The organism is Lentzea pudingi (genome assembly GCF_014646255.1).
Lineage (GTDB): Bacteria > Actinomycetota > Actinomycetes > Mycobacteriales > Pseudonocardiaceae > Lentzea > Lentzea pudingi.
Genome location: NZ_BMNC01000006.1, coordinates 524,597 through 546,431 on the forward strand (window position 1 = coordinate 524,597; position 21,835 = coordinate 546,431).

The following is a 21,835-nucleotide window of genomic DNA, read 5'->3' on the forward strand; positions in this document are numbered from 1 at the left end:
CCGCCCCCCGCATCACGTGCGGCGCGACCGCCCTACCAACCCACGAGCAACTGACCGAGCACCGCGGCGGGCACGGCGAGCAGGTACAGCGCGATCGGCCTGCGCGGTGCCCGTTCGATCGGGCGGGCCACGTCGCCGACCGAGCGGCCACGCTCCAGCGCCTCGGTGAGCAGAGCCGCACGGCGTCCCTTGCGCGCCTCGTAGGACTTGGAGATCTTGCCCCACAACCAGGCCTGGTCGAACTCCCAGACCTCCTCGGTGCCGTCGTCGAGGACGATGTGCATCCGGTTGAACTCCTCGTGCACGCGGGCGATCGCGTGCCAGCGATAGACCGACATCGTGAACCACCGCACCACGGTCAGTCCGCCGTCGGTCCACATGAGACGGGGGCGCAGGCCGGAGCGCCAGATCAGTTCCAGCAATGGCAGCGCCACCACGATGACGACCACCCAGGCGGGCAACCAGGCCGGGATTCGCACGATCTCCGATGCGGGCACGATCGCCGCCATGGCCGCGAGCATCACGGCGGCGAAGTAGTTGATCAGCTTGCTGCGGCGGATCTCGTTCACGAACAAACTCCCACCAGGTCAGCGGAGGCCGGCGAGTTCATCGCCGGCCTCCGGCCGACTCAACTCAACACTTCACTTCGATCAACGGTAACGGCCCCTGAACTTGGCCTGCCCCTTGGACCTGAAGATGCGCTTGCCGGCCCAGAGCAACGACGGCTGGAACCGGCTCTTCGCCTGGCCGTACCTCGTCAGGAACTTGAACCCGAACAGGCCGCGCTTGTGGGTCACCGCGGCGGGGAACCTCTTGGCCACGAGCTTCGCCGCACCGAACGCCTTCAGCGCGCCGAGCCCGCCCCAGATGCCGCCGCGGATCACGTGGCCCCACGGGTTCTCGTTGCGGCGGTTGACGTACCAGTTCGCCGCTCCGAGGCCCGCACCGACGGCCACACCGACACCGACCGCGCACCCGACGCCCGCCGTGCCGACGCACACGCCGGCGACCACGATTCCGGTGGCGATGCCCCGGACCCACTTGTTGTCCAGGCCCTTCTTCACCAGGTTCTTGGCGCCGTTCCAGGCCCTGCTGCACCAGCCGCACGACCACTTGCCGTCCAGATCGGTCTCGTTGATCGGGTTGGCGTTGGTGTAGTCGTAGTCGTTGGCGCTGCCGCCCTCCTCCGGGTCGACGGAGAGGAAGCGGCCGAGCAGCGGGCTGTACGGCCGGGCGCCCATCTGCACGATGGCCAGCGAACCGGAGTGCTCGTAAGGACGCTGGTGCTGACCGAGCCAGCCGTAGTCCATGTCGCCCGGCTGGTTGTCCGGCACGTCCGCGAGCGGCTCGCCGAACGGGCTGTACGTGCGCAGCCCGCCCACTTGCAGACCGCCGTCGTCGGTGGTCAGGCTGAGGTCGCCCCGGATGCTCGGGTGATCCCACTTGCGGGTGTCGGACTTGACCGTGAGCAGCACGCCGCCGGGCAACGAGATCGACCGGGACACGATCTTCTTCGTGGCGTCCATGGCGAAGTCGGCGGTGTCGCCGCTGCCCGTGAAGCCGTAGATCGTGTCGGTGTTCTCGGCGCCGGCGCTGGACACGCGGCGGACGATCCGGTCGAGCACGTCGCGGGTGTACGACACGTCGGCCGGTTCGGCACCGGTGGTGCGGGCGTGGATGTTGCGGTCACCGCCGTCCCACGACAGGTACGTGGTGGCGCCACCCGACTTGTACTCGGTGACCGCGCCGCGGTCGTTGTACCTGAGGTCGGTGACACCGGCCGCGCCGGTCGTGGTGAGCAGCCGGTCCGCCGCGTCGTAGCAGTAGCCGGTCTCCGCGACACCCGACGCCGTCTCGTCCAGCAACCGCACGCGGTTGGTGTTGAGGCCGGCGTTGGCCTGCGTGCCCGCGGGGCAGCCCGCGGGAGCGCTCGACGTGAAGTCGTAGGTGTAGTGGTGTCCCTGCACCCACGCCTCGACCATCCTGCCGGAGGTGTCGTACACGTAGTTCGGCAGACCGGGCCGTGCGTCCACGCCGCCGAGCGTCTCGTCGACGATCGTGCCCGCACGCGAACGGCCGACGGTGGACACGATGTCCTTGCCGTCCCTCGTCCGCCACTTCTGCGACACCGTCTTGCCCGCGCCGTCCAGCTGGATGTCGGACAGCGTGGTGCCGTTGGCGTAGGTCACCGAAGCGGTCTCGCCGGCGGCGTTGTACGTCGTCGTCGAGAGGACCTGCGCGTTGAGGCTGACGGTCAGCACCCGGCCGGCGTCGTCGTACGTGCTCGCCATGATCTGCGGCACGTCCGCCGGGTTCGGCGGGATGACCTTCTCCGCGCTGACGCGGCCGGCGAGGTCGTACGTCGTCTCCGTGCGCATGCCCGTGACGTCGGTGTAGGCCACGGTCCTGCCGAGCAGGTCGATCTCCGTGGTGACCGTGCCGTTGGCGTCGCTGATCGAGCTGACCAGCGGGTTGCCGTTGACGGCGTGGTTCGTGGTGATCACCCGCTCCGGCGCCGAGGCGTTGCTCGGCACCTTCTGCGTCACCACGCGGTCACGCGCGTCCAGCGTGTAGCAGAACCACGCGCCGGACGTCCCCTTCGCCACGACGCGGCCGGAGGCGTCGTAGATCTGCTCGTCGACCCTGGCGGTGCCGGAGGCGGGAGCGACCGAGGTGGTCTTCTCGGGCATGCCGCCCTGGTTGATCGCCTCGACCTCCGGGGTGCACGGGTTGTCCCTGGTTTCGGTGTCCCCGTAGAACTCGTAGGTCGTCTTCGCCCCGGTCGGCATGGTCTTCCCGGTCTTGCGCAGGTACCCGGTACCGGGAGCCTCGTGCGTGGCCTTCGAGACCAGACCGGCGGACTCGGTGCTGGTGGCGATGCCGTACGTCGGGTCGAGCCCGTCCTCGCCGTACCTCGTGACCGAGGACTGGTTCGGCACGCCGTGGGACTCGGAGGTGGTCTCCGAGGTCTTCAGGCCGTACAACGGCTTCAGGTTCGCGCCGGGCACGACCTGCTGCGCCCCGCCGGGCGTCGTCCAGTGCAGCTCGAACAGCGCGGTCGCCGCGCCGTCGTAGTACTCGATCCGCACCTTCTTCGTCGAACCGGCACCGGTGCTCTTCACCGTGCTCTCGCGCCACTTCGGCCCGGTGGCGATCCAGTCGTCGACGACGAGCTGGTCGTCGACCCACATCCGGACGCCGTCGTCGGCCTGCAGGCGGAGCTTGTAGTCGCCTGCCTCCGGGAACACGATCTCGCCGGTCGCCCGCATCGAGAAGTTGTCCACCGGAATGCCGGTGGCCGGCGCGTTGGAGCTGAAGTCGCGCGCCATCGTGCCGTCGGCGTTGCCCAGACCGGTCTGGTGGACCTTGGGCATGCCGGACAGGTTCGCGTTGTCGTAGAACGACGTGGCGAGGCCGTTGATGCCCTCGTCGTACGCGGTCCTGGTGTGCGGCACGGTGGTCGCGCACGCGGCGGTCGGCACCTGTCCGCTGAAGCAGGACGCGGGAGCCGGACCGTAGGAGTCGACCGGCCGGTCGTGGTTGTTGTAGACCGTGGTCGTCCTGCGGCCGGCCGAGTCGGTCGACGACAGCAGGAGGTCCTTCGGGCTCCAGGTCTTCGTCGCCGTCTTCCCGGTCGCGTCTGTTGTGGACAGTTCCCGGAAGGCCTCGTCGTAGGTCACCTTCTGGAAGAAGCCGATCGCGGGCGAGAGTCCTTCGACGTCCACGTAGCTGGTGCGGTTCGCGGTGTCGTAGCGGTACTTGTGCCTCGGCCGCTGTTTGCCCGGCGCGGGCACCTGGGCCACCACGTCGTTGGCGTACGGCTTGCCGTTGATCGTCGTGTAACCGAACGCGGCCGCGGCCTCGTGGTCAGGGCGGTTGGCGGGATCCGCCGCCACCCAGTCGTTGCCCAGCGCGTCCCGGGCGCCGGTGAGCAGACCGTCGGCGTTGTAGCCGTAGTCGTTGTTCTCCGCACCCGGATCCTCGATCCGCGCGAGCCTGCCCTGGTAGTACCAGAGCTTGGTCTCGGTGCCGTCCCAGTAGACGATGCGGCACAGCATCTGCGTCGGCGGCAACGCGTCCACGTGCGGCGGCTTCTGCGCGCCGCCGTAGCAGTCGTCACCGGCGCGGTTGTAGTGCAGCCGGTGCGAACGCTGGGAGACCGGGTCCTTGATCTCCTTCAGCCGTGACGGGAACCCGTCGTAGATGTTCTGCAGAGCGGAGGGCTTGCGGCTGTCCTGCACCGAGGACATCGACTCCAGCTTGCCGTCGGAGCGGAAGACGAAGATCTCCGCCCCTTCGGTCAGCGTGATGCGGCCAGCGGTGTCGAGCGACAGCACGCCGTCCTCGCCCTCGGGTGCCGTGTAGCCGCCCGCGCTCTTCTTGACGTACGTGTGCTTCGCGCCGCTGCCGTCGGTCAGCACGACGTTCTGGTCGGTGACCTTCGCCTCGGTGTAGGTCGACCCGTCGCCGTCGAGGTCGGCCGAGAGGGTCCAGCCCTTCGGCAGCGTCGGCAGGTCCGAGGTGTACAGCCAGTCGGCGGGCACGATCTGCGGCGAGACGTTGCCCTCGGTCGTGCGCACGAACAGGCGCAGGTACGCCCAGTGGGTGGCCTCCGCGAGCTCGACCTTGATCGGCACGCGCTGGCCCGCGGTCAGCGAGACGCTGCCGGCCACACCCCAGTTGACGTCACTGCAACAACCCTGGTCGTACACGGAGTTTCCGTTGACCCACACGCGCAACCGGTCGTCGTGCACACCGGCGAACTGGTAGGTGCCGGTCGCGGGTGCCTGGAAGAAGCCCTCCCAGCGGGCGACGAACCAGTCCTGCGGCAGGGCGGGTGCGAACGGGGACTTGTCGCCCCAGTCCACGTTCACCTGCGGCTCGGTGCGCACCAGCACGGGCTGCTGCTGCGGGTTGATCTCACCGTTGTGCGACAGGTCGGGGAAGTACGACGCACGCAGCCCCTTGGCGTCCTGCTGCTGCGAGTTGTACGTCATGGTGATGCCCGCCGAGCCACCCACGGTGTTGAACGTGGGCGACGACTGCTGGGCGGTCAGATTGCCGTTGGCCAGGTTCACCGTGACCGGGCCGAACGTGTCGGCGGGAGCGGGACCGCGGTCGCCGATCCGCTGGTCGATCTTGAAGTGGCGCACCGGGCTGGGCACCATCGCCACACCGCTGTAGGCGTGCGCCTGCCAGGTGTAGGACACACCGTCCTGCAGCACCGCCTGCGGGACCGTCCACGTCGGACTGTCGAGGCAGCCGGAGTCGACCACGACACCGGACTTGGCGTCCGGTCCGGTGGCGACCTTGAAGCAGTACTTGACCGGATCACCGTCCGAATCGGACACCGGGGTGACCGACAGCGTCGGCGCGAGGGTCGTGATCGCCTCGTGGTCGGCCGGCCCGACCGGCTGCGGCGCGGGAGGCGCGTTGCCGGTGTCGACCGTCATGGTCGCGGTCAGGTCCTTGTAGGTCCACGTGCCCGCCGCCTCGTGGCCGACGATGAGGAACGTCGCCATGTGGCGGATGTCGGCCACGTGCTGGAGGAACGAGCGCAGACCTTCTGCTTGGAAGGTGCCGACCTGCCCGAGCATCGTGGTGGCCATGTGCCCGCCGACACCGTTGAAGTCCATCGCGGAGGCGTGGTAGAGGTGCGCGGCCCACGTCTTGTCCGGGCTCATCGGCGACCGCTGGTTCGCGACGTCGACCTTCGCGCCCACGATCTTCTTGCCGTACATGGACTCGTAGTTGAACCGCATGGCGCTGCGCCAGTACTTGTCACCGTGGTCGAGCACGTTGCCGACCTTGATGCCGCAGTTGACGCACTTGTAGCCGTCCGACTTGTACGCCTCGGAATAGGTCACGCCGTAGGTGAACGTCGGGTCGACGCTGACCGGGTAGACCCGCTTGGGATCCTTCAGCCACGCCTCGTCCACGGAGACCGTGAGGATCCACTTGTCGCCGGACTTCTCCACCGCGTAACCGCCGCCGGTCCGCGCGGGCGGCCTGGTGTCGTTGTCGCCGGAGGAGTCCCAGGTGACCACGGGCGGCATCACGATCTTCGCCGTGCCCGCCGCGTCACGGAGCTCGACCGTGCCCTGCTCGGTCACGGCCGGCGTGAGCGTGCCGGTCCTGAGGGTGAACCGCCACTTGTTGGTGGCCGGTGGCTTCTTGAGCTTGATGGTCTCCTTGACCGACCCCGGCGTCACCTCGTACTGCAGGTCGGTGTCCGGTGTGACGTCCGCGTACTCCGCCGACTCACCGGAGACCTTGATCTCGGTGCCCCTGGCGGGCTTCTCCACGCCCAGCGCGACCTTGTTGCCCTCGAACTCGACCGTCACGAGCGACGGGTCGTCGGCCTTGGCGCCGAAGGTGGGCTTGAGCGGGTGCTGCCTGGCCTTGATCCGCCTGGTGGGCACGTCCGCCTGCAGGGTCGTGTCGACCTCGTGCCAGCGCCCGCCCGCGTCCTGGACGTTGCGCGGTTCGGTCGACTGCTTGATCGTCCGCGTGCCGTCCGGGTTCTCGTACTCGGTCTCGAACAACGACTGCCGCACGATCTTCGACCGCTCGGGGTCGAAGTGCGAGCCGGAAGTGCCCGCGGCCTTGCCCAGCGGCGTGAAGTCCGCCTTGGGCGTGGCAGGCGCCACGGGCTCGGCCTTCGGTGGTTCGCTGCGCAGGACCGGAACGTCTCGCACGTTGATCGACTTGTTCTTCTCCGGCGCCGCCGCCACCGAGGTGACCGGTGTCACGGCTGACGCGAGCAATGCCGTGACGACCACCGCGGTGATCGTGCGGGCAGCACGAATTGGACGCGCGCGAAGGCGCGCGCCTCTGAGAGGCGAGTGCAAGGTGACCCCCAGGTCGATGTCCCTCTTCTGGACGCCATGCGTCCATCCCGGATGAAGGGTGGAGCCTCGCCGGGTTTCCCGGCAATAGGCCGATCAGGGCATTCGGGGCCAGGGGGCTGTGCGCGGAGTGTGCGAGGCAACCGCAGGTGAATACGTGTGTGCGCAAGCATCAAGGCGCGGGAACGGAGCTGATCCACGACGGGCCGCCGGCAATGTTCTTCAACCGTCGTTCTTCAACCGTCCAGGTCATCGGCTGCGCATCGGATAACGCACGAGCATGGGGAAGTGGCATTGGCCTGGTCCGGCGGGGCACGCCGAGACTGGCGGCACCCTGCCACCGTCCCGAGAGGTTTCCCCGATGGCTGTGCGGATTCGGCGGACGTTCTCGTCGGCCACCCTGCTGTTGTGCGGCCTGTCCCTGTGTCCGGCCGTAGCGCACGCGGACGACACGATCGGCTCCGACGGCTACGTGCACGTCGCACCCAACGGTGTCGTGCTCGGCGTCGATCCCTACTACCCCACCGATGGCAACGGCGGTTATGACGTCGCCGGCTACACCGTCGACCTGTCCTACGATCCCGCCGCCCGGTTCCTCAACGCCAGGACCGTCGTCTCGGCCACGACGACGCAGCGGCTCAGCCGGTTCAACTTGGACCTGCGCGGGCTCACCGTGACGTCGGTGAGGGTGGACGGCGTGCGCGCGTCGTTCGTCCGCCGAGGCGAGCACGAACTGGTGATCACGCCCGCCGGCACGCTGGCGGCGGACACCTCGTTCACCGTCGAGGTGCTCTACTGCGGCCGTCCGCAACCGGAACACGCGCCCCGCGGTGTGACCGGGTGGCGCACCACGTGGTCGGGCGGCGTGCTCGCAGCCGGGGCGCCTCACTCGGCGTCCACGTGGTTCCCGGTGAACGAGACTTCAGCCGACAAGGCGACGTTCCACCTCAACGCGCGAGTTCCGGCTGGGTGGAGCGTGGTGTCGAACGGCGTGCGCAAGTCCGTCCACGAAGGACTCCACGCCTGGGAGGAGGACGTCCCGATCACACCGTCCGCCACGATGATCGCCATCGATCGGTTCAGCATCCGGGAATCCACCCTGCCTGGCGGCATCGCGGTGCTGGACGCGTTCGCGCCCGGTGCCGGCACCGCGCCGGCCAGGCACCTGCCCGAAATGCTGGAATTCCTGAACGGCAAGCTGGGTCCGTACCCCCTGCCGGTGACGGGTGGCGTGTACCTGCCTGACCGGCTCGCCTACTCGCATCCTTCACAGGGGCGCCCGGTGCACGGTGCTGCCGCGGGCCAGTCGGCGCTGGTGCAGGCCCTGGCATCGCAGTGGTGGGGAAACCAGCTCGCCATCAAGATGGGGAAAGACCAGCCGATGGTCGAGTCGTTCGCCCGGTACGTGGCGTGGTTGTGGGAGGAGAGCCGCGGCGGGCCCTCCGTCGAGCAGCGCTACCAGGACGCGTTGCGCCAGGCAGGGACGGACATTCGGTTCTGGGGGCGCAAACTGGCGGATCCGGGTGTGGGCCGGGAGTTCTCGGTCACGGACAAGGGTGTGTTGATGGTGCACGCGCTGCGCAAGCACATTGGTGACGAGAAGTTCTTCACGGTGCTGCGGGAGTACCCGGCGATCGCGGTGCTGCTCAACCAGGGCTGGTACGACTGGGAGCTCTACACGGCGGCGGTGGCGGATCAGGACCTCACAGCGTTCCACGAGGCCTGGGTTCACGGGACGACTCTGCCACCGGCGGAGCTCCGCTGACGTTACCTGGCATGACGGTGTGCCCTCCACGTCTGTGGAGGGCACACCGTCATGCCAGGTAACGGGAGTAGACCGGTGACGACTCGCACTCCAGCCGGTAGGCCAGCGCGGTCTCGGTGAGCACCTCGCGCGCGAAGCCGGCGAACTCGCTCTCCCTGTGCCACACCAACAGGAACCTCCGTGACAACGCGTCGTCGGCGAGCAGCCGGGCGGCGACTTGCTGATGCCCCTCGCACGCCGCCTGGGACAGTCCGACGGCGCCGTTGCGCACTGCGGCGACAGTCGTGCCGTACGACTCTGACACGTACCGCACGTGGGGCGTGAAACCCTTGCGCCGGCACGACCTGTGGAAGTACTCGTGGAAGCGGGAGGAGTCGGGCGGAGGGAGCACCCACTGCTCGTCCGCCAGTTGCTCGAGGCTGATCACCTTGTGCCGGGCCAGCGGATGGTCCTCGCGCAGCAGCACGAGCGTCCGGTCGTGAGCCACCACCGCCAGGTCCACGGACGCTGGCGCGACCGCTTCAAAGCCGGGGTAGTCCTTGACGACGCCCACTTCCAGCCGCCGCTGCGCCACCATCTCCACGACGAGGTCCCGGCACTCGCTGTCGAACAGCGATGCGCCGGGACCGTGCGGACGGTGGCTGTCGAGGATGGCGGGCAGGTGGCACAGCACGGGTGAGCAGACCCCGCCGACCCGCACCGGTTCGGCGGGGCTGGAACGGACCCCGATGTCCCGCACCAGACCTTCCATCATCGGCAGTACCGCGCTGATCCGGTCGAGCAGCAGTTCTCCGGTGGGGGTCGGCGTGACCGACGTGGTGTGGGAACCGCGATCGAACAACCGTTGTCCCAGGGCGTTTTCCAGCCGTTTGAGGTTGCCGCTGACGGCGGGTTGACTGGTGCCGAGCCGCACCGCGGCCTCGGACAAACTGCCGGTTTCACCGATCGCCCGCACGAGCCGCAGGTGGTGGACGTCGAGTTCCATGCCGTCACTTCCCCGTCAGCGGTGAGTGTCGACCCGGGATCCGGGCACCTGCCGGACGATTCCGGCTGTTTTGCCGATCGCAGCGTACAGCGCGAAAGCGACCACCACGGAGTTGATCGTCGGGATGCCGACCGGCACCAGGAAACCGACAGCCGTTCCCGCCGCCCAGCACACCAGCGCCGCCGGGACCCAGTCCGGCGGGTCTGCCGGCAGCTCTCCCCCGGACCGCGACTCGTCCAGTTCCGCACGCCAGGTGCGCACGACGAAGTACTCGGCGATCATGACGCCCGCGACCGGCGGCGTGATCACCCCGATCCACGTGAGGAACACCGTGAAGTGGTCGAGAATGCCCAGCGCGGACAGCAGGGTGCCCAGTGCCCCCAGCCACAACGTCGCGGTCGACCGGCTGATCTTCTTGCGCAGCAGCACGTCCACGGTGTTCACCAGGCCGAGCGAGGCCGAGTAGAGGTTCCAGTCGTTGATCTTCAGGATGGCCGTCACCATGATCAGCATGCCGATCACACCCGAACTGGACATCACGATGCCGACCACGTCCGCGCTGCGCGCCGCATGCGCCAGCAGCACCCCGGTCAGGCCGATCAGGTACTCGCCGAGCGTGACGCTGATCAGCGTCTGCTTCACGACGTCGGAGGTGCTCCGGTTGAACCTGGTCATGTCCGGAGTCATGACAGCACCCATGATGAACGCGCCGGCGACCAGCGTGGTGCCCTGGGCGAGGGTCAGTGCCGGGCCGGGCGCCGGCATGCCGACCAGGTCGCCGAGGTCGTGCTTGCGCAGCTCGGTGACGATCGTCCACGTGGTCAGCAGCAGGAAAGCGGGCACCGTGAGGTACGCCGTCCACGCCATGGTGTGAAAGCCCGCCACGACGATCGCGGTCACCGCGATGCCGCCGAGCACGGCCCACGCCCAGACCGGCGGACCACCGGCGAGGCGGTGCAGACCGTGCGCGAAGACGTCGTTCTGCACTCCGAACCAGCCGGCGAGGCTGAGCGTCACCAGCAGGCCCACCAGCGCGGAACCCCGTGCGCCGAACCCGGCCCAACGAGCCAGTACCGACGTCGACAGGTTCTCGCGCACGCCCGCGATCCCCATGAGGATGGTGACGACCTCGAGCATCACCGACCCGAGGGTGATGGCGAGTACCGCGTCCCAGAACGTCATCCCGAGTCCGAGGGTGGCGCCGAGGAGGAACTGGTGAAACGCGGACACCTGTCCGAACCGCTGCACCGCGACGGAGAACCAGGACCGCCTGGCCTCGTCCGGCAGCCGGCGCAACGAGTAGTCGTCGTGGGCCACGGTCACGTCACCTCGTCGCCGGCGCGCAGCAGGACGAAACCCTGCGCGGGGTTCGGCTGCCAGGCCAGTTCCCTCGCGTAGAGCCGTTCCAGGAACGCGACCCGCTGGTGGTAGGCGAACACCGAGCTGTCGACGCCCGCGATCGCCGGGGTGTCGATGAACATCGGCAACTCCGCCAAGAAGTAGCGGACGGCGCAGCGCAGCTGGTCGTCAGTGGGCGACTGCCCATCGGGCAACCGGCGGTCGAGCACCCAGCGGGTGGCCTCGAGGCAGTCCGCGGCGAAGGCGTCGTCGGTCAGGAACCACGCCCCCGCGTCACGCAGCAGTTCCCGGTACGAATCGTTGCGGGCGAGCGTCGTGCCGTCGAGCAGGTGCTCCTCGGGGTCCGGCACACCGGCGTCGCGCAGGGCCCGGAAGATCTTGTTCACCACGTACTGGCCCTGCCGCCCGGCCTTGCGCTGGGCCCGGCCGGGTTCATAGCCGAGGGCCTCCAAGGTGTACGCGGCCGCATGATCGGGCACGAAAAAATGGAAACGCTCGAATTCCCGCATCGCCCACCGGGCAAGTGCGGTAATACGATCCACCGTGAAGTAACTGTTGAACGGGCTCACCCCGACGCACACGTGCCGACCACTTCGCAGAGGGGCGGAACAGTGCTCGGTCAGCGGAGTTGTCAGCAACACCGTCGACTCCGAAAATGGTATTCACAGGGACAGGGAAATCCGGATTCGACCACTATCGGCAGAATCAGAACCGGTGGGTACTGCCGGACGGCCATGTCATCGGCTTATGCGCGATCCGTTCGGCCCCAACGGATGACAGCACGCGATCAGCCGTGTCTGATGGGTGACATGGAACTCCAAGTCCGGCACCTGCGGGTGCTGGTCGCCATCGCACGCGCCGGCAGCCTCAACCGGGCCGCGGGCGAGTTGCGGCTGGCCCAGCCCGCGCTCAGTCATCAGCTGCGCCGGATCGAGCAGATGGTGGGCGACCGGCTGTTCGACCGCGGTACGCGAGGCGTGCGCCCCACCCGGATCGGCGAACTGCTGCTCGCCCGCGCCGAGGCGATCATTCCGGCGTTCGACGAACTGGACCGCGACTTCCGCCGCCAGCAGCCGTCCGGTGGTGGTCTGCGGATCGGCTGGAACGACAGTGGGCTCCTGTCCGGTCTTTTCGACTGCGTCGAGCGCCTTTTTCCGGACCTGGAGCTCACGAGCCGCGCCGACCTGTCGCACGGCAGGCTGGTGTCCCAGGTCGCGAGCGGGTGCGTCGACCTCGCGCTGGCGATGATCTGCGGACCGCGGACGCTGGCCGTGCCCGATGGAGTACGTGCCGAAAGGGTGGCCACCGAGCCGTCCTTCGTGGCACTGCCGGCGCAGCACCGGCTGGCCGCGTCGCCGGTCGTCGACCTGAGCGATCTCGCGCGGGAGCGGTGGATCGTCTCCAGCTGTGGTGACGGTTGCCGCATCGTCTTCCGCGAGATGTGCCTGGCACACGGCTTCACCCCGCGCATCGCGCACGACGTGGACGCGTTGCGGCACCGGCTGGTGTCCGGGGCGCGTGGGGTGTGCCTGGTGCAGCCGACCACCTCGGAACTTCCCGGGGTGGCGATCCGGCCGCTGGCCGGAGATCCGATAACGGTGCAACACGTCCTGCTGTGGCGGGCGGACCACCTGCTCGACGACCGGTTCACCGAGCTGCACCACGCCGTCACCAGCGCCTACGAACAGCTCATGGCGCAAACCGACCGCTATCGCGAGTGGATGGATAACGGCACGACATAGCCCTCTGGCAGTGGGAGGGAATCTCGTACCCGGTCACACTCGAAATCGACGCGGACATCGCGCGAATCGTGCCGGGAAAGGGATCCTTCTATGTTGTCGTTGATCTCGCGAGAGGAACTGAAAAAAGGTATCGACGCGGGCACGCTGGTGGTTGTCGACACCATGCCCGCAGCCTATTACGAGGTGGAACACCTGCCCGGCGCGGTGAACATCCCCGGTTTTCCCTACGAGCAGGCGGCCGAGCTCACCGACCGGTACGCACCCGACGTGCTGCCGGACAAGACCGCCGAGATCGTCGTCTACTGCGCCAACGTGCCCTGTCGCAACAGCGAACTCGTGGGATCCCGGCTGCTTCGCCTCGGTTACTCGAACGTGCGCAAATACCGGGAGGGCATCGAGGACTGGGTCGGTGCCGGCCTCGCCACCACCACCGGTTGAGCACTCGCACTTCCCTGCCATCAAGGAGTTCTCATGTCCCTGCTCAAGAACTGGCTGCGCGCGAGCGTCGCCGCCGTGGCCGTCGTGGCCGCGGTGCTGGTGCCCCCACCCGCCCAGGCCACGCCGATGGCCGACGCCAACATCCAGGTCAGCGCGGAGAACGTCGTCAAGGTGACGTCCGCGAACCACAACCAGGTGATGGAGGCATCCAGGACCAAGCTCGTCGTCCTGGACTTCGGAGCCACCTGGTGCCCGCCGTGCCGCCAGCTCAAGCCGGTGATCGAGAAGCTGGCCGCGGAGTACGGCGGCCGGTTCCTGCTCGGCGAGGTCGACGCGGACATCAGCCGTGACCTCATGTCCCGCTACCGCATCCAGTACCTGCCCACGCTGGTGCCGATGCGCAACGCGGCCGAGCTGCCCGGCTCCCGCATGATCGGTTTCCGGGGCGAGACCGCGCTGCGGGCGTGGATCGACGCCCAGCTGGCCAAGGGCTGATCTCCCTCTTCCGCCCCGGCACGAGATCCTGCTGACCGTGCCGGGGCGGTTCCCACGTGAGAGGAACCCTTTGTCCCAGAACACGTTGCCTTGGCGTGCGCTGCTCGCACTGACGCTCACGGTGCTGCTCGGCTGTCTCACCGAGGTGCTGCCCGCGGGGTTGCTCCTGGCCATGTCGGAAGATCTCCGGGTGTCGCCGTCCGCCGCCGGGCAACTCGTCACCGTCTACGCCGTCACCACAGCGGCCACCGCTGTCCCCCTGACCGCACTCACCTCCCGGCTGCCCCGCAAACACGTACTGGTGGCACTCGTGCTCGGTTTCATCGCCACGAACCTCGTGATAGCCCTGTCCCCCAGCTACGGCGTCATCCTGTGTGCACGGGTGGCATCCGGCGCCATCACCGGCGTGATGTGGTCACTGGTCGCGGTGTACGCGATGCGGATCGCACCACCACGACAAGCCGGACGTGCACTCGCGGTCGCGATGGCGGGAACACCCGTGGGTTTCGCGGTCGGAGTGCCCGCCGGCACGGCGCTCGGCGACCTCGTCGGCTGGCGCTGGTCGTTCGCGGCCATGGGTCTGATCGCGGTGCCGTTGCTGTGCTGGATCCTGACCGTGCTGCCGGCGATCACCACCGAACGCGCCCGTCCCACGCGAGCCGCCCTCCCGATGCTGCGACCCGTCCTGGCAATGGTGTTCGTGTACGCCTTGGGACACAACATGCTCTACACCTACCTCGGCCCCACACTGGCCAGACTGGCACAGGAAAAGCTGTTGAGCACAGCTCTGCTGGTGTTCGGTGTCGCCGCCGTGTGCGGCATCCTGGCTGTCGGATCCACAATGGACCGCAATCCGCGCGCGGTGCTGGGCTGGTGCCCATTGCTGACCGCGGCCGGAATCGTGGTGCTGGCCGTGTCAGACGACGCCGCCACGACCCTGATGGCGTGCGCGGTGTGGGGCCTGGCCTTCGGCGGCGCTCCAACAGCGTTTCAATCGGTCACGGCTCTGATCGCGGGACGGGACGCGGACCGGGCCCAGTCGCTGACCATCGCGGCCTGGAACGGCGCGGTGGCAGGGGGTGCCGCGGTGGGAGGAGTGGTGCTGGACACCGCGGCACCCGCACTGACGTGGACGGCGGCCGCGCTGATGACCGTGCCGTTCTGGATGGCGACCAGACTTCCCTCCCCGACGGGAAACGCAGCGGACGTCCGCGGCTGACCAACTCGCACAAGGTGCGGCCGGCACCGACAGCACATCCTGCAAGCAGCGCATGGCCGAGTTTGTTGTGCCTCGGCGGACGTGATGCCGTTGTCCGGCGCGTCCGCGACCTTCAGGTGCAGTGTGCGTGCCCTGCTCGTGTGTAGTGCAGGTCTCAACCGCCGTCACCAGATACGCGTTGACGAACCGCTCACTGTGACGGTGATCGGATGCGGTTCGCCGTCTGTGCCATTACCCGCCGAGTGGCGGACTCCGCTGCGACACAGCAACTTAATGGATAGGGACTTCACAACTTCGACGTGACCGCCTCCTACGCCGGTCGCCCTCTGTCCAGTCACGGCCCGCTGACCGGAGATGAAGGCGGAACAGGGCCGGTTAACGCCAGGTCAGCGTCGTTCGACTAAGCCCACCCGTTCATGGTGACCCCATTTGATTTAGTCAAAACGAAGGAGCCAGTGCCTTCTGTCTGACTCCTTCATCAGCCTGTTGATCGTACAACGGATGATCGGCTGGAGATCGTTTCGAGCGCACGAAAAAGCCCGCCGAACTGGGCTTTCACCCAGAATCAGCGGGCTGATTCAAACCGTCGGGACGACAGAATTTGTGCCTCCGACCCCTTGACCCCCAGGCAAGTTCGCCACCGGGTGCTCCGATTTGGCCGACAACTCACCGAGCCCCGCGGAGACTCGACATCCACGAACCCCTGACCGGCACAAGGCTGCAGCAGCCTACAACCTCTGCCCTCTCAGCCGTCTGCGGCCGCCGTGCTGGCTACGCCCTCCGCACCGCGTCCGAGGTGCAAATACTCGAGACCCTTAAGCTGTGCGAGTGTCACTTGGAGCCCCAGATGTGCAGAACTACGGCGAGGTGTTCACTCTCCCCTGGGTGGTCGAGGTACTTCTCGACCTGACGGGGTACACCGAAGAGAGCGATCTCGGCTCGAAACGCCTGGTCGAGCCGTCTTGCGGCTCCGGGGCGTTTCTCGGCCTGATCGTGCAACGCCTCGTCAAGAGTGCTCAAGCCTGTGACCGCGACCTCTCGTCACTAGGTGACGCGATCCGCGCCTACGACCTCCAGTCAGAGCACGTGCAGGCTTCCCGTCAGCTGTGCCGCGGCCTCTTGGCTGAGGCAGGCGCGTCGGCACCTGTGGCGCATGCCCTGTCCGAGACATGGGTGCGGCATGCCGACTTCCTGCTCGCCGATCTGGACGACTACGCGCCGAATGTTGTCGTCGGCAACCCGCCGTACATCCGGTATGACGATCTCCCGGATCAACTCGCGGCCCGGTATCGCCGCACCTGGGCGACGATGCGTGGGAGGGGCGACATCTATGTGGGGTTCATCGAGCGCTCCCTTCGACTGCTCGCACCTGACGGCAAGGTCGGATTCATCTGCGCAGACCGGTGGATGCGGAACCAGTACGGTGCCGACCTGCGGGCGTTCGTCGCCAGCGGCTATGCGGTTGAACACGTCTGGACGATGCACGACGTGGAAGCGTTCGAACGGTCTGTCTCGGCGTATCCGGCTATCACGGTTCTTGGCAACCACGTCCAGGGTTCAGCCGTAGTCGCCGATACGACTGGCGAGTTCACGGATGCCAGTGCCAAGGAGCTGGTCGAAGCGACCAGCTTGAAGGACTTCCAAGAGTTCTCTGGCAACGGAGTGAAGGCTCATCGGCTTGACAGCTGGTTCGACGGTGGCGAGCTGTGGCCGACGGGCACACCCGCACGCCTGGCGCTGATCGAACATCTTCAGCACTTCGAGCCGTTGCACTCCGAGGACACTCAGACGAAAGTCTCGATCGGAATCGCGACAGGCGCGGACAAGGTCTACATCGTCAAAGACCCGAGCCTGGTAGAGGAAGATCGCGCGCTACCGCTCGCGATGCGCCGCGATCTCATGACCGGCGAGTTCAAGTGGCAGGGCAACTACCTCATCAACCCGTGGGATGACGACGGAAACCTCGTTGATCTCGCGGACTATCCACGGATGCACGACTACCTGTCAAGGCATCCTGTCCTGCTGGATCGATTCGTGGCGAAGAAGGATCCACAGAAGTGGCACCGCACGATCGACAAGGTGCACTCTGCCCTGATCCGCAAGCCGAAACTGCTTCTTCAGGACATGAAAACCACCATTCACCCCGTCTTGGAGAGGGGTGACCACTACCCTCATCACAACCTGTACTACATCGTCTCTGACCAGTGGGATATGGAGGTGCTCGGCGGCATTCTGCTGTCGCGGATCGCCCAGGCGTTCATCGAGGCATACTGTGTGCGCATGCGAGGCGGCACGCTTCGCTTCCAGGCTCAGTATCTCAAGCGCATCCGGGTTCCGCTGCCAGACCAGATCGACCCTGATACCCAGGACGAACTCCGCAGCGCTTTTCAGAATCGCGATGTCGAAGCAGCAACCCGAGCAGCGGCTTATGCCTATGACATTGACCTGAGGAACTACGACATCGAGCTGCAGAACGATGCTCTCATCACAATAGAAGACGACGACGAAAGCAGTAAATTGACACCGACGCACGACGACTACGATACCGCCGTAAAAGCGTTTTGGACTGGGCGCAGCCTCCAGGCGCAGAAGCAGCGCGACTCCGGAAAGCTCGACGCCGGCACCCGAGGATCGGTGACAGGCGGGCAACATCTGCTCCCACTACAGGAAGTGATCGCCCGGGAATTTGCTCCACTGAATGCTATCGACGGAGTCGAAGTACGCTACCAGGGAAGCCTGTCGATTCCAGGATACCTTCGGCGGACGAAAGACTGGGACATCGTTGTGAAGTACAACGACATCCTGGTGGCTGCCATCGAACTGAAGTCACAGGTCGGTTCTGTCGGAAACAACTTCAACAACCGCACAGAGGAGATGATCGGCAACGCGGTGGATCTGAGGCTCGCCTACGACGAGGGACTATTGGGCGCCCATCGAATCCAGCCCTGGCTCGGTATCTTCTTCGTGTTCGAGCAGCTCACTGACGCGCCACCCATCGTTCGAGACAAGGGCGCGACGCTGTACAGGCCAGACCAGGCCTTCGACAATTCCTCTTACATGAAGCGCTATCAGTTGCTCCTTCAACGGCTCGTCGACAAAAATTTCTACGACGCCGCGTGTCTTGTCAGCACAAGGCGTGACGAAGGGATCTACGACGAGCCGGTGTGCGAGGTGTCCGTCAAATCCTTCAGCACCGCCATTGCGAACCGAGTCGCTGAGATCCAGGAGTACGCCAGCCGACAGGCGCCAGAAGAACGCCAGTTCTGAGCCAAATACTTGACATTCGTCGTTCTGGCGTTGTCCCACTTGTAGCGTTCCGCCGTCCACGGCAGGCACGCTCGGAGACCATCTCCGAGACACCTGGCGGGACAGAAGGAGCGTTGCACCATGTCCAAGTTCTTTTCTTCTGTGGTCGAATTCGACACGGCCAGTGCGGACGAACTCGTGTGGGCCAGCTGGCGACGAGCCGGCTTCGTCGTCGAACACGCGAAGTTCGGTGAGCAGATCGACACCAAGGCTGTCGGCAACCGACTTGCCGAGATCTTCAAAACGCGACACGTCATCAAAGACCGCAAGCAGCTGAAGTCCGATCCTGACCGTGCGGCGTGGCGTGAAGACATCGTCGAGGAGTTCTTCGGCGACGAGCCTCTGCTGTACTCGGCGAGCAGTCCCGAGGAGGAGGCAGCTCGCGACCAGCTGGTCAAAATGGTGTGGGAGTACGCGAGCACGAGCCTTTCCAGCCCTCTCAACGTCGCGCTGGCAGAGCTCCACGGGTACGTTCTGCTGCAGGCGAAGGTTGCCAAGAGGCGTGCTCGTCCGGGTATGAAGGGTGTACCTGTGCCCAGTGAAGCCCGCTTCCTCACCGAGGACTTCGAGCTCATTCGCGACTACGGGATCACTCGCGGTCTGGAGAGCTGGCGTCGTGCGACCGAGCGCTTCGAGGCGTTGCTCAAGGAGTTCGGCAACCGTCAGCCCGAGCTCAGGCTCGCAATCGCCAAGACGGTGGCCAAAGAGATGCCGTCGGTCACCGGCGTCCTAGTGCACGCCGATCCGAAGGCGATCACTGCCGAGCACGGCACCGGCGAGGGCAAGGCTGAGGACTAAGCCCAGTGCCGACTCCGAACGCAGAATGGGTCGAGAAGGTGCGATCGATCATGAGCACTCCTCTCGACCCTGCCAGTGAACGCCGCGGCGTGCGCAAGTGGAGGCTGGGTGACGCGATGCTCGAGGTGCCCGCAGAACATCGCGATGCCGTCGCAGAGGCAATCGGTCTGGCGAAGGGGAATGCGCGGTCTTACTGGCGTACTGCGGAGGCCTGGCCACCAGACGCCCGCGGAACGTCTGCCGCCTGGACCGTCTACCGCGACCTAGCGAAGGACGATGACCGATTTGACCTGATAAAGCCAGGCATGACGGTGCGCAGCTTGTATGAAGCCAAGACTGGCCGTCAGATCGATCGACGTGCGACGCACAACTTGCCTGACGACGACCTCATAGACGAGGTGGTCAAGCTCATGCTTTCCCCACGTCGCGCGAGTCTTGTGCCGAGAATCCTGTCCCGCCTCAACACCTCCAAGGAGGGGCGGAAGGCGGCGAGGGACCGTCGATCGACTCATGCGCTCCGCCGTCTAGATGACGAGATCAGGCAGGTGCAGAAGGAGATCCGCAGGCTCCAGTCGGACAAGTCGCCGAGAACCCGATTCGTAGAGGTGCGCAAGCGCCTGCTCGAAACCGAGGTCAACGTCGAAGAGATCGGTTTGCTCGCCAACGACCCCGACGACCGCCAGTTCGCGGACGACGAGGACTGGCGTGATCTCGCCACACGTGTTTCCGAGCTCGCCGACACCGCCAGCCGGGTCGCGGCATCGATCCTCGATCGCACCGAAGCAGTGGAGGCGGACGGCTGGCTCGCGGCCGACGACCTGTGGTCGGTCAGAGAACTCTCGAGCAGTCACGCGTATGCCGTCGACGCCGAGATCGTGGACGCGGACTGAGGTGAGCCGCTAAGCAGTTCACACAGCCTGACCCACGAAATGGAGGTGGAAGCCGGCACCCGGCTTCCACCTCCGCAGCTGTCGACACACACGAGTCCTCGGACCGTCACAGAAGATCGCTGCGTGCGAGCCCGTATGCGTCCAGTGCCGCTGCGGTGGCCGCGTGTCCGTCGCGCATGAGAAAGGCTTCCCTCAGTGCTTGCTTGGTGCGATCCGTCAGTTCTGAGTGAGCAGGTACGCGAATCTGTTTGAGGTACTGCGACTGGAAGCGCAGCGTGCCTCCTCGCATGCGGACGGAGTAAGCCTCGATGAACATCTGAGCCACCTGCGACAGCAACAGTCCACCCAGCACTTGCATATCCCACTGATCTGACACGATGTAGTAGAGGCTGTGGTGCGGGTAGTAGCCACCCTCCTCCAAGATAGGACTGAGCGAGGGCTGCAAGTCCTGCACCAGGAGCTTCTCCCGGACGACAAGATCATGGTTGACCTTGTCGATGGTGCGATACCAGCCCCTCGGATGAGCTTTGGCCGTGTGACGGGCCGTGAGCCGCGCCCGATGGCGGGTCAGGTACGCCTCAAGCCCAGGAAATCCAGCGAGGTCGATCAGCTGACCGTCATGGCGCCAAGGATTGACCAGGCACCTCCGGCTCCACCGGAAGGCACCTGCATGGTTGTCGTGCGCAGTCGCCAACCGCAGCAACCGATCGGGTTCGATTCCGTCCAGCTCAGGATCGCCCTCCCTCAACACGTAGATGCTGTCGGCGCCGGTCGTGACGCCAATGCCAACACGTGTTCCTGACTCAGGATCGTGCAGCGGCGCGAAGTTGTTGTTGAGGTGTTTGATCAACGATGTGCGGCGGGATCTCCGGCCGGCCACATCTCATCACCGGGGAACCACCCTGGGAACCTGAACGCCCGGTACCCGACGCCTTTCGTCTCCGCGCTGCTTGGGCGCAGCGTCCACGCTGTCAACTCTTGCGCACCGGCCTCTGTGAACTGCCGGGTGGTCTCCGCGACGACCGCCTCGCCCTGCGCTCCACGGCTCAGAATCGTGATCGCCGGGTAGGCGGAAACCGACTTCTCAAAAGCATTCACGTCGTGCATGCTCCACACGGCCTCCACCCGGTAGTCGCGAGCAACGAGCTTTCTCAACTCCCCGCCATACTGATTTCGCATCCACCGATCGGAGCAGATGAAGGCAAGACGCCCGCCATCAGGCTTGAGTGACCGCAGCGCACGTTCATAAAAACCGACATACACGTCGGCTCGCCCCTTCATAGTTGGCCATCTCGAACGATATTGCAGCCGAAACTCGTCTTCCACACTCTCGAACCGGATGTAGGGAGGATTTCCGACGATCACGTCGACATCGGCTTCCTCCTGACCTTCGATCAGATCGGCGTTGGCACGCGCGGACAACAGGTAGTCGCGGCGACGTACCCAGTGATGCGCGAGCTCGCGCGCTACTGCCTCTCTGACGCCGAATCGCCGAAGCACAGCGATCAGCGCGGCACGACATCGCTCGACATGGACGTCTTGCACGTCAAAGGCCTGCACGGCCGATCTCGCGGAGTCGTCGAGGACACGCCCCCGGTCAACCACGCTCGCCGCCAGCCGTTCTACAGCTGGAACCAGGAACGCGCCGGCTCCACACGCAGGCTCCACCAACTTGAGCCCAACCAGTTCCCGGTCAGCGGTGTACCCGACGAGGTCGAGCATCACCTCGGCAACCCAACGTCGGGTGAAGACCTCCCCGTGCTCGATCGCCCCAGCGGAACGAATGTCGACCGACCGCGCATCTCCTGCCGAGAACTTCTTGATCCGAGCCGGACTGATTGCACGGAACTTCACACCCACACCATGCTCCCTTGATCGAATGAAACGTCCTAGCCGCCTCGCGAAGTCGCGTTGCGCCATCAATCCATGAGAGCACGGGCCACCGACAGTGCCGCTGCTCCAGACTGCTTTCGACACCAAGACAGCGCGG

General features: G+C 66.1%; 15 protein-coding genes. 8 read left to right on the forward strand and 7 right to left on the reverse strand.

What is annotated here, in order from left to right; all coding sequences use genetic code 11:
* Nucleotides 1-32 precede the first annotated feature (32 nt).
* Both IEY88_RS24340 and IEY88_RS24345 read right to left on the reverse strand, forming a co-directional pair.
* Nucleotides 33-569: a PH domain-containing protein gene (locus IEY88_RS24340; RefSeq protein ID WP_189157108.1), complete on the reverse strand. Its 537-nt coding sequence runs from the start codon at nucleotides 567-569 to the stop codon at nucleotides 33-35.
* An 81-nt stretch (nucleotides 570-650) separates the two neighbouring features.
* Nucleotides 651-6,782, reverse strand: coding sequence for a PA14 domain-containing protein (locus IEY88_RS24345; RefSeq protein WP_189157109.1), 6,132 nt, complete (start codon nucleotides 6,780-6,782; stop codon nucleotides 651-653).
* 427 nt (nucleotides 6,783-7,209) lie between these two features.
* Between IEY88_RS24345 and IEY88_RS24350 the strand changes: the two genes are divergently transcribed.
* Nucleotides 7,210-8,613: a M1 family metallopeptidase gene (locus IEY88_RS24350; protein WP_189157110.1), complete on the forward strand. Its 1,404-nt coding sequence runs from the start codon at nucleotides 7,210-7,212 to the stop codon at nucleotides 8,611-8,613.
* Between the two features lie 49 nt (nucleotides 8,614-8,662).
* Here IEY88_RS24350 and IEY88_RS24355 read toward each other — a convergent pair whose 3' ends face one another.
* From IEY88_RS24355 to IEY88_RS24365, 3 genes are read right to left on the reverse strand one after another with little or no spacing between them, the layout of a single operon-like run.
* On the reverse strand, nucleotides 8,663-9,598 hold the full coding sequence (locus tag IEY88_RS24355) for a LysR family transcriptional regulator (RefSeq protein WP_189157111.1): 936 nt from the start codon (nucleotides 9,596-9,598) through the stop codon (nucleotides 8,663-8,665).
* Nucleotides 9,599-9,613: 15 nt separating this feature from the next.
* A complete protein-coding gene (locus IEY88_RS24360; RefSeq protein ID WP_189157236.1) occupies nucleotides 9,614-10,915 on the reverse strand; it encodes a purine-cytosine permease family protein in 1,302 nt (433 codons plus the stop codon).
* A 2-nt stretch (nucleotides 10,916-10,917) separates the two neighbouring features.
* Entirely contained in the window at nucleotides 10,918-11,598 is a 681-nt protein-coding gene (locus IEY88_RS24365; RefSeq protein ID WP_189157112.1) for a tRNA-dependent cyclodipeptide synthase, read from the reverse strand.
* Between the two features lie 168 nt (nucleotides 11,599-11,766).
* On the opposite strand from IEY88_RS24365, the gene IEY88_RS24370 reads away from it, so the two are divergent.
* From IEY88_RS24370 to IEY88_RS24400, 7 genes are all read left to right on the forward strand, one after another.
* Nucleotides 11,767-12,699 carry a LysR family transcriptional regulator gene (locus IEY88_RS24370; RefSeq protein WP_189157113.1) on the forward strand — a complete coding sequence of 311 codons (933 nt, stop codon included), beginning with the start codon at nucleotides 11,767-11,769 and terminating at the stop codon, nucleotides 12,697-12,699.
* A 90-nt stretch (nucleotides 12,700-12,789) separates the two neighbouring features.
* On the forward strand, nucleotides 12,790-13,137 hold the full coding sequence (locus tag IEY88_RS24375; protein WP_189157114.1) for a rhodanese-like domain-containing protein: 348 nt from the start codon (nucleotides 12,790-12,792) through the stop codon (nucleotides 13,135-13,137).
* Between the two features lie 33 nt (nucleotides 13,138-13,170).
* A complete protein-coding gene (locus IEY88_RS24380; protein ID WP_189157115.1) occupies nucleotides 13,171-13,632 on the forward strand; it encodes a thioredoxin family protein in 462 nt (153 codons plus the stop codon).
* Between the two features lie 70 nt (nucleotides 13,633-13,702).
* Complete coding sequence (locus IEY88_RS24385) at nucleotides 13,703-14,851, forward strand: MFS transporter (RefSeq protein WP_229693698.1); 1,149 nt, start codon at nucleotides 13,703-13,705, stop codon at nucleotides 14,849-14,851.
* Nucleotides 14,852-15,700: 849 nt separating this feature from the next.
* A complete protein-coding gene (locus tag IEY88_RS24390; protein WP_229693699.1) occupies nucleotides 15,701-18,118 on the forward strand; it encodes a PaeR7I family type II restriction endonuclease in 2,418 nt (805 codons plus the stop codon).
* A gap of 120 nt (nucleotides 18,119-18,238) precedes the next feature.
* A complete protein-coding gene (locus tag IEY88_RS24395) occupies nucleotides 18,239-18,955 on the forward strand; it encodes a hypothetical protein (protein WP_189157117.1) in 717 nt (238 codons plus the stop codon).
* Nucleotides 18,956-19,005: 50 nt separating this feature from the next.
* Nucleotides 19,006-19,845: a hypothetical protein gene (locus IEY88_RS24400; protein ID WP_189157118.1), complete on the forward strand. Its 840-nt coding sequence runs from the start codon at nucleotides 19,006-19,008 to the stop codon at nucleotides 19,843-19,845.
* Between the two features lie 106 nt (nucleotides 19,846-19,951).
* On the opposite strand, the gene IEY88_RS44395 is transcribed toward IEY88_RS24400, so the two are convergent.
* On the reverse strand, nucleotides 19,952-20,695 hold the full coding sequence (locus tag IEY88_RS44395) for a TaqI-like C-terminal specificity domain-containing protein (protein WP_229693700.1): 744 nt from the start codon (nucleotides 20,693-20,695) through the stop codon (nucleotides 19,952-19,954).
* The gene (locus tag IEY88_RS44400) at nucleotides 20,692-21,705 is read right to left on the reverse strand and encodes an Eco57I restriction-modification methylase domain-containing protein (RefSeq protein WP_229693701.1); all 1,014 of its coding nucleotides are present in this window, start codon (nucleotides 21,703-21,705) and stop codon (nucleotides 20,692-20,694) included. The genes IEY88_RS44395 and IEY88_RS44400 overlap by 4 nt, the downstream gene beginning before the upstream one ends.
* Nucleotides 21,706-21,835 lie beyond the last annotated feature (130 nt).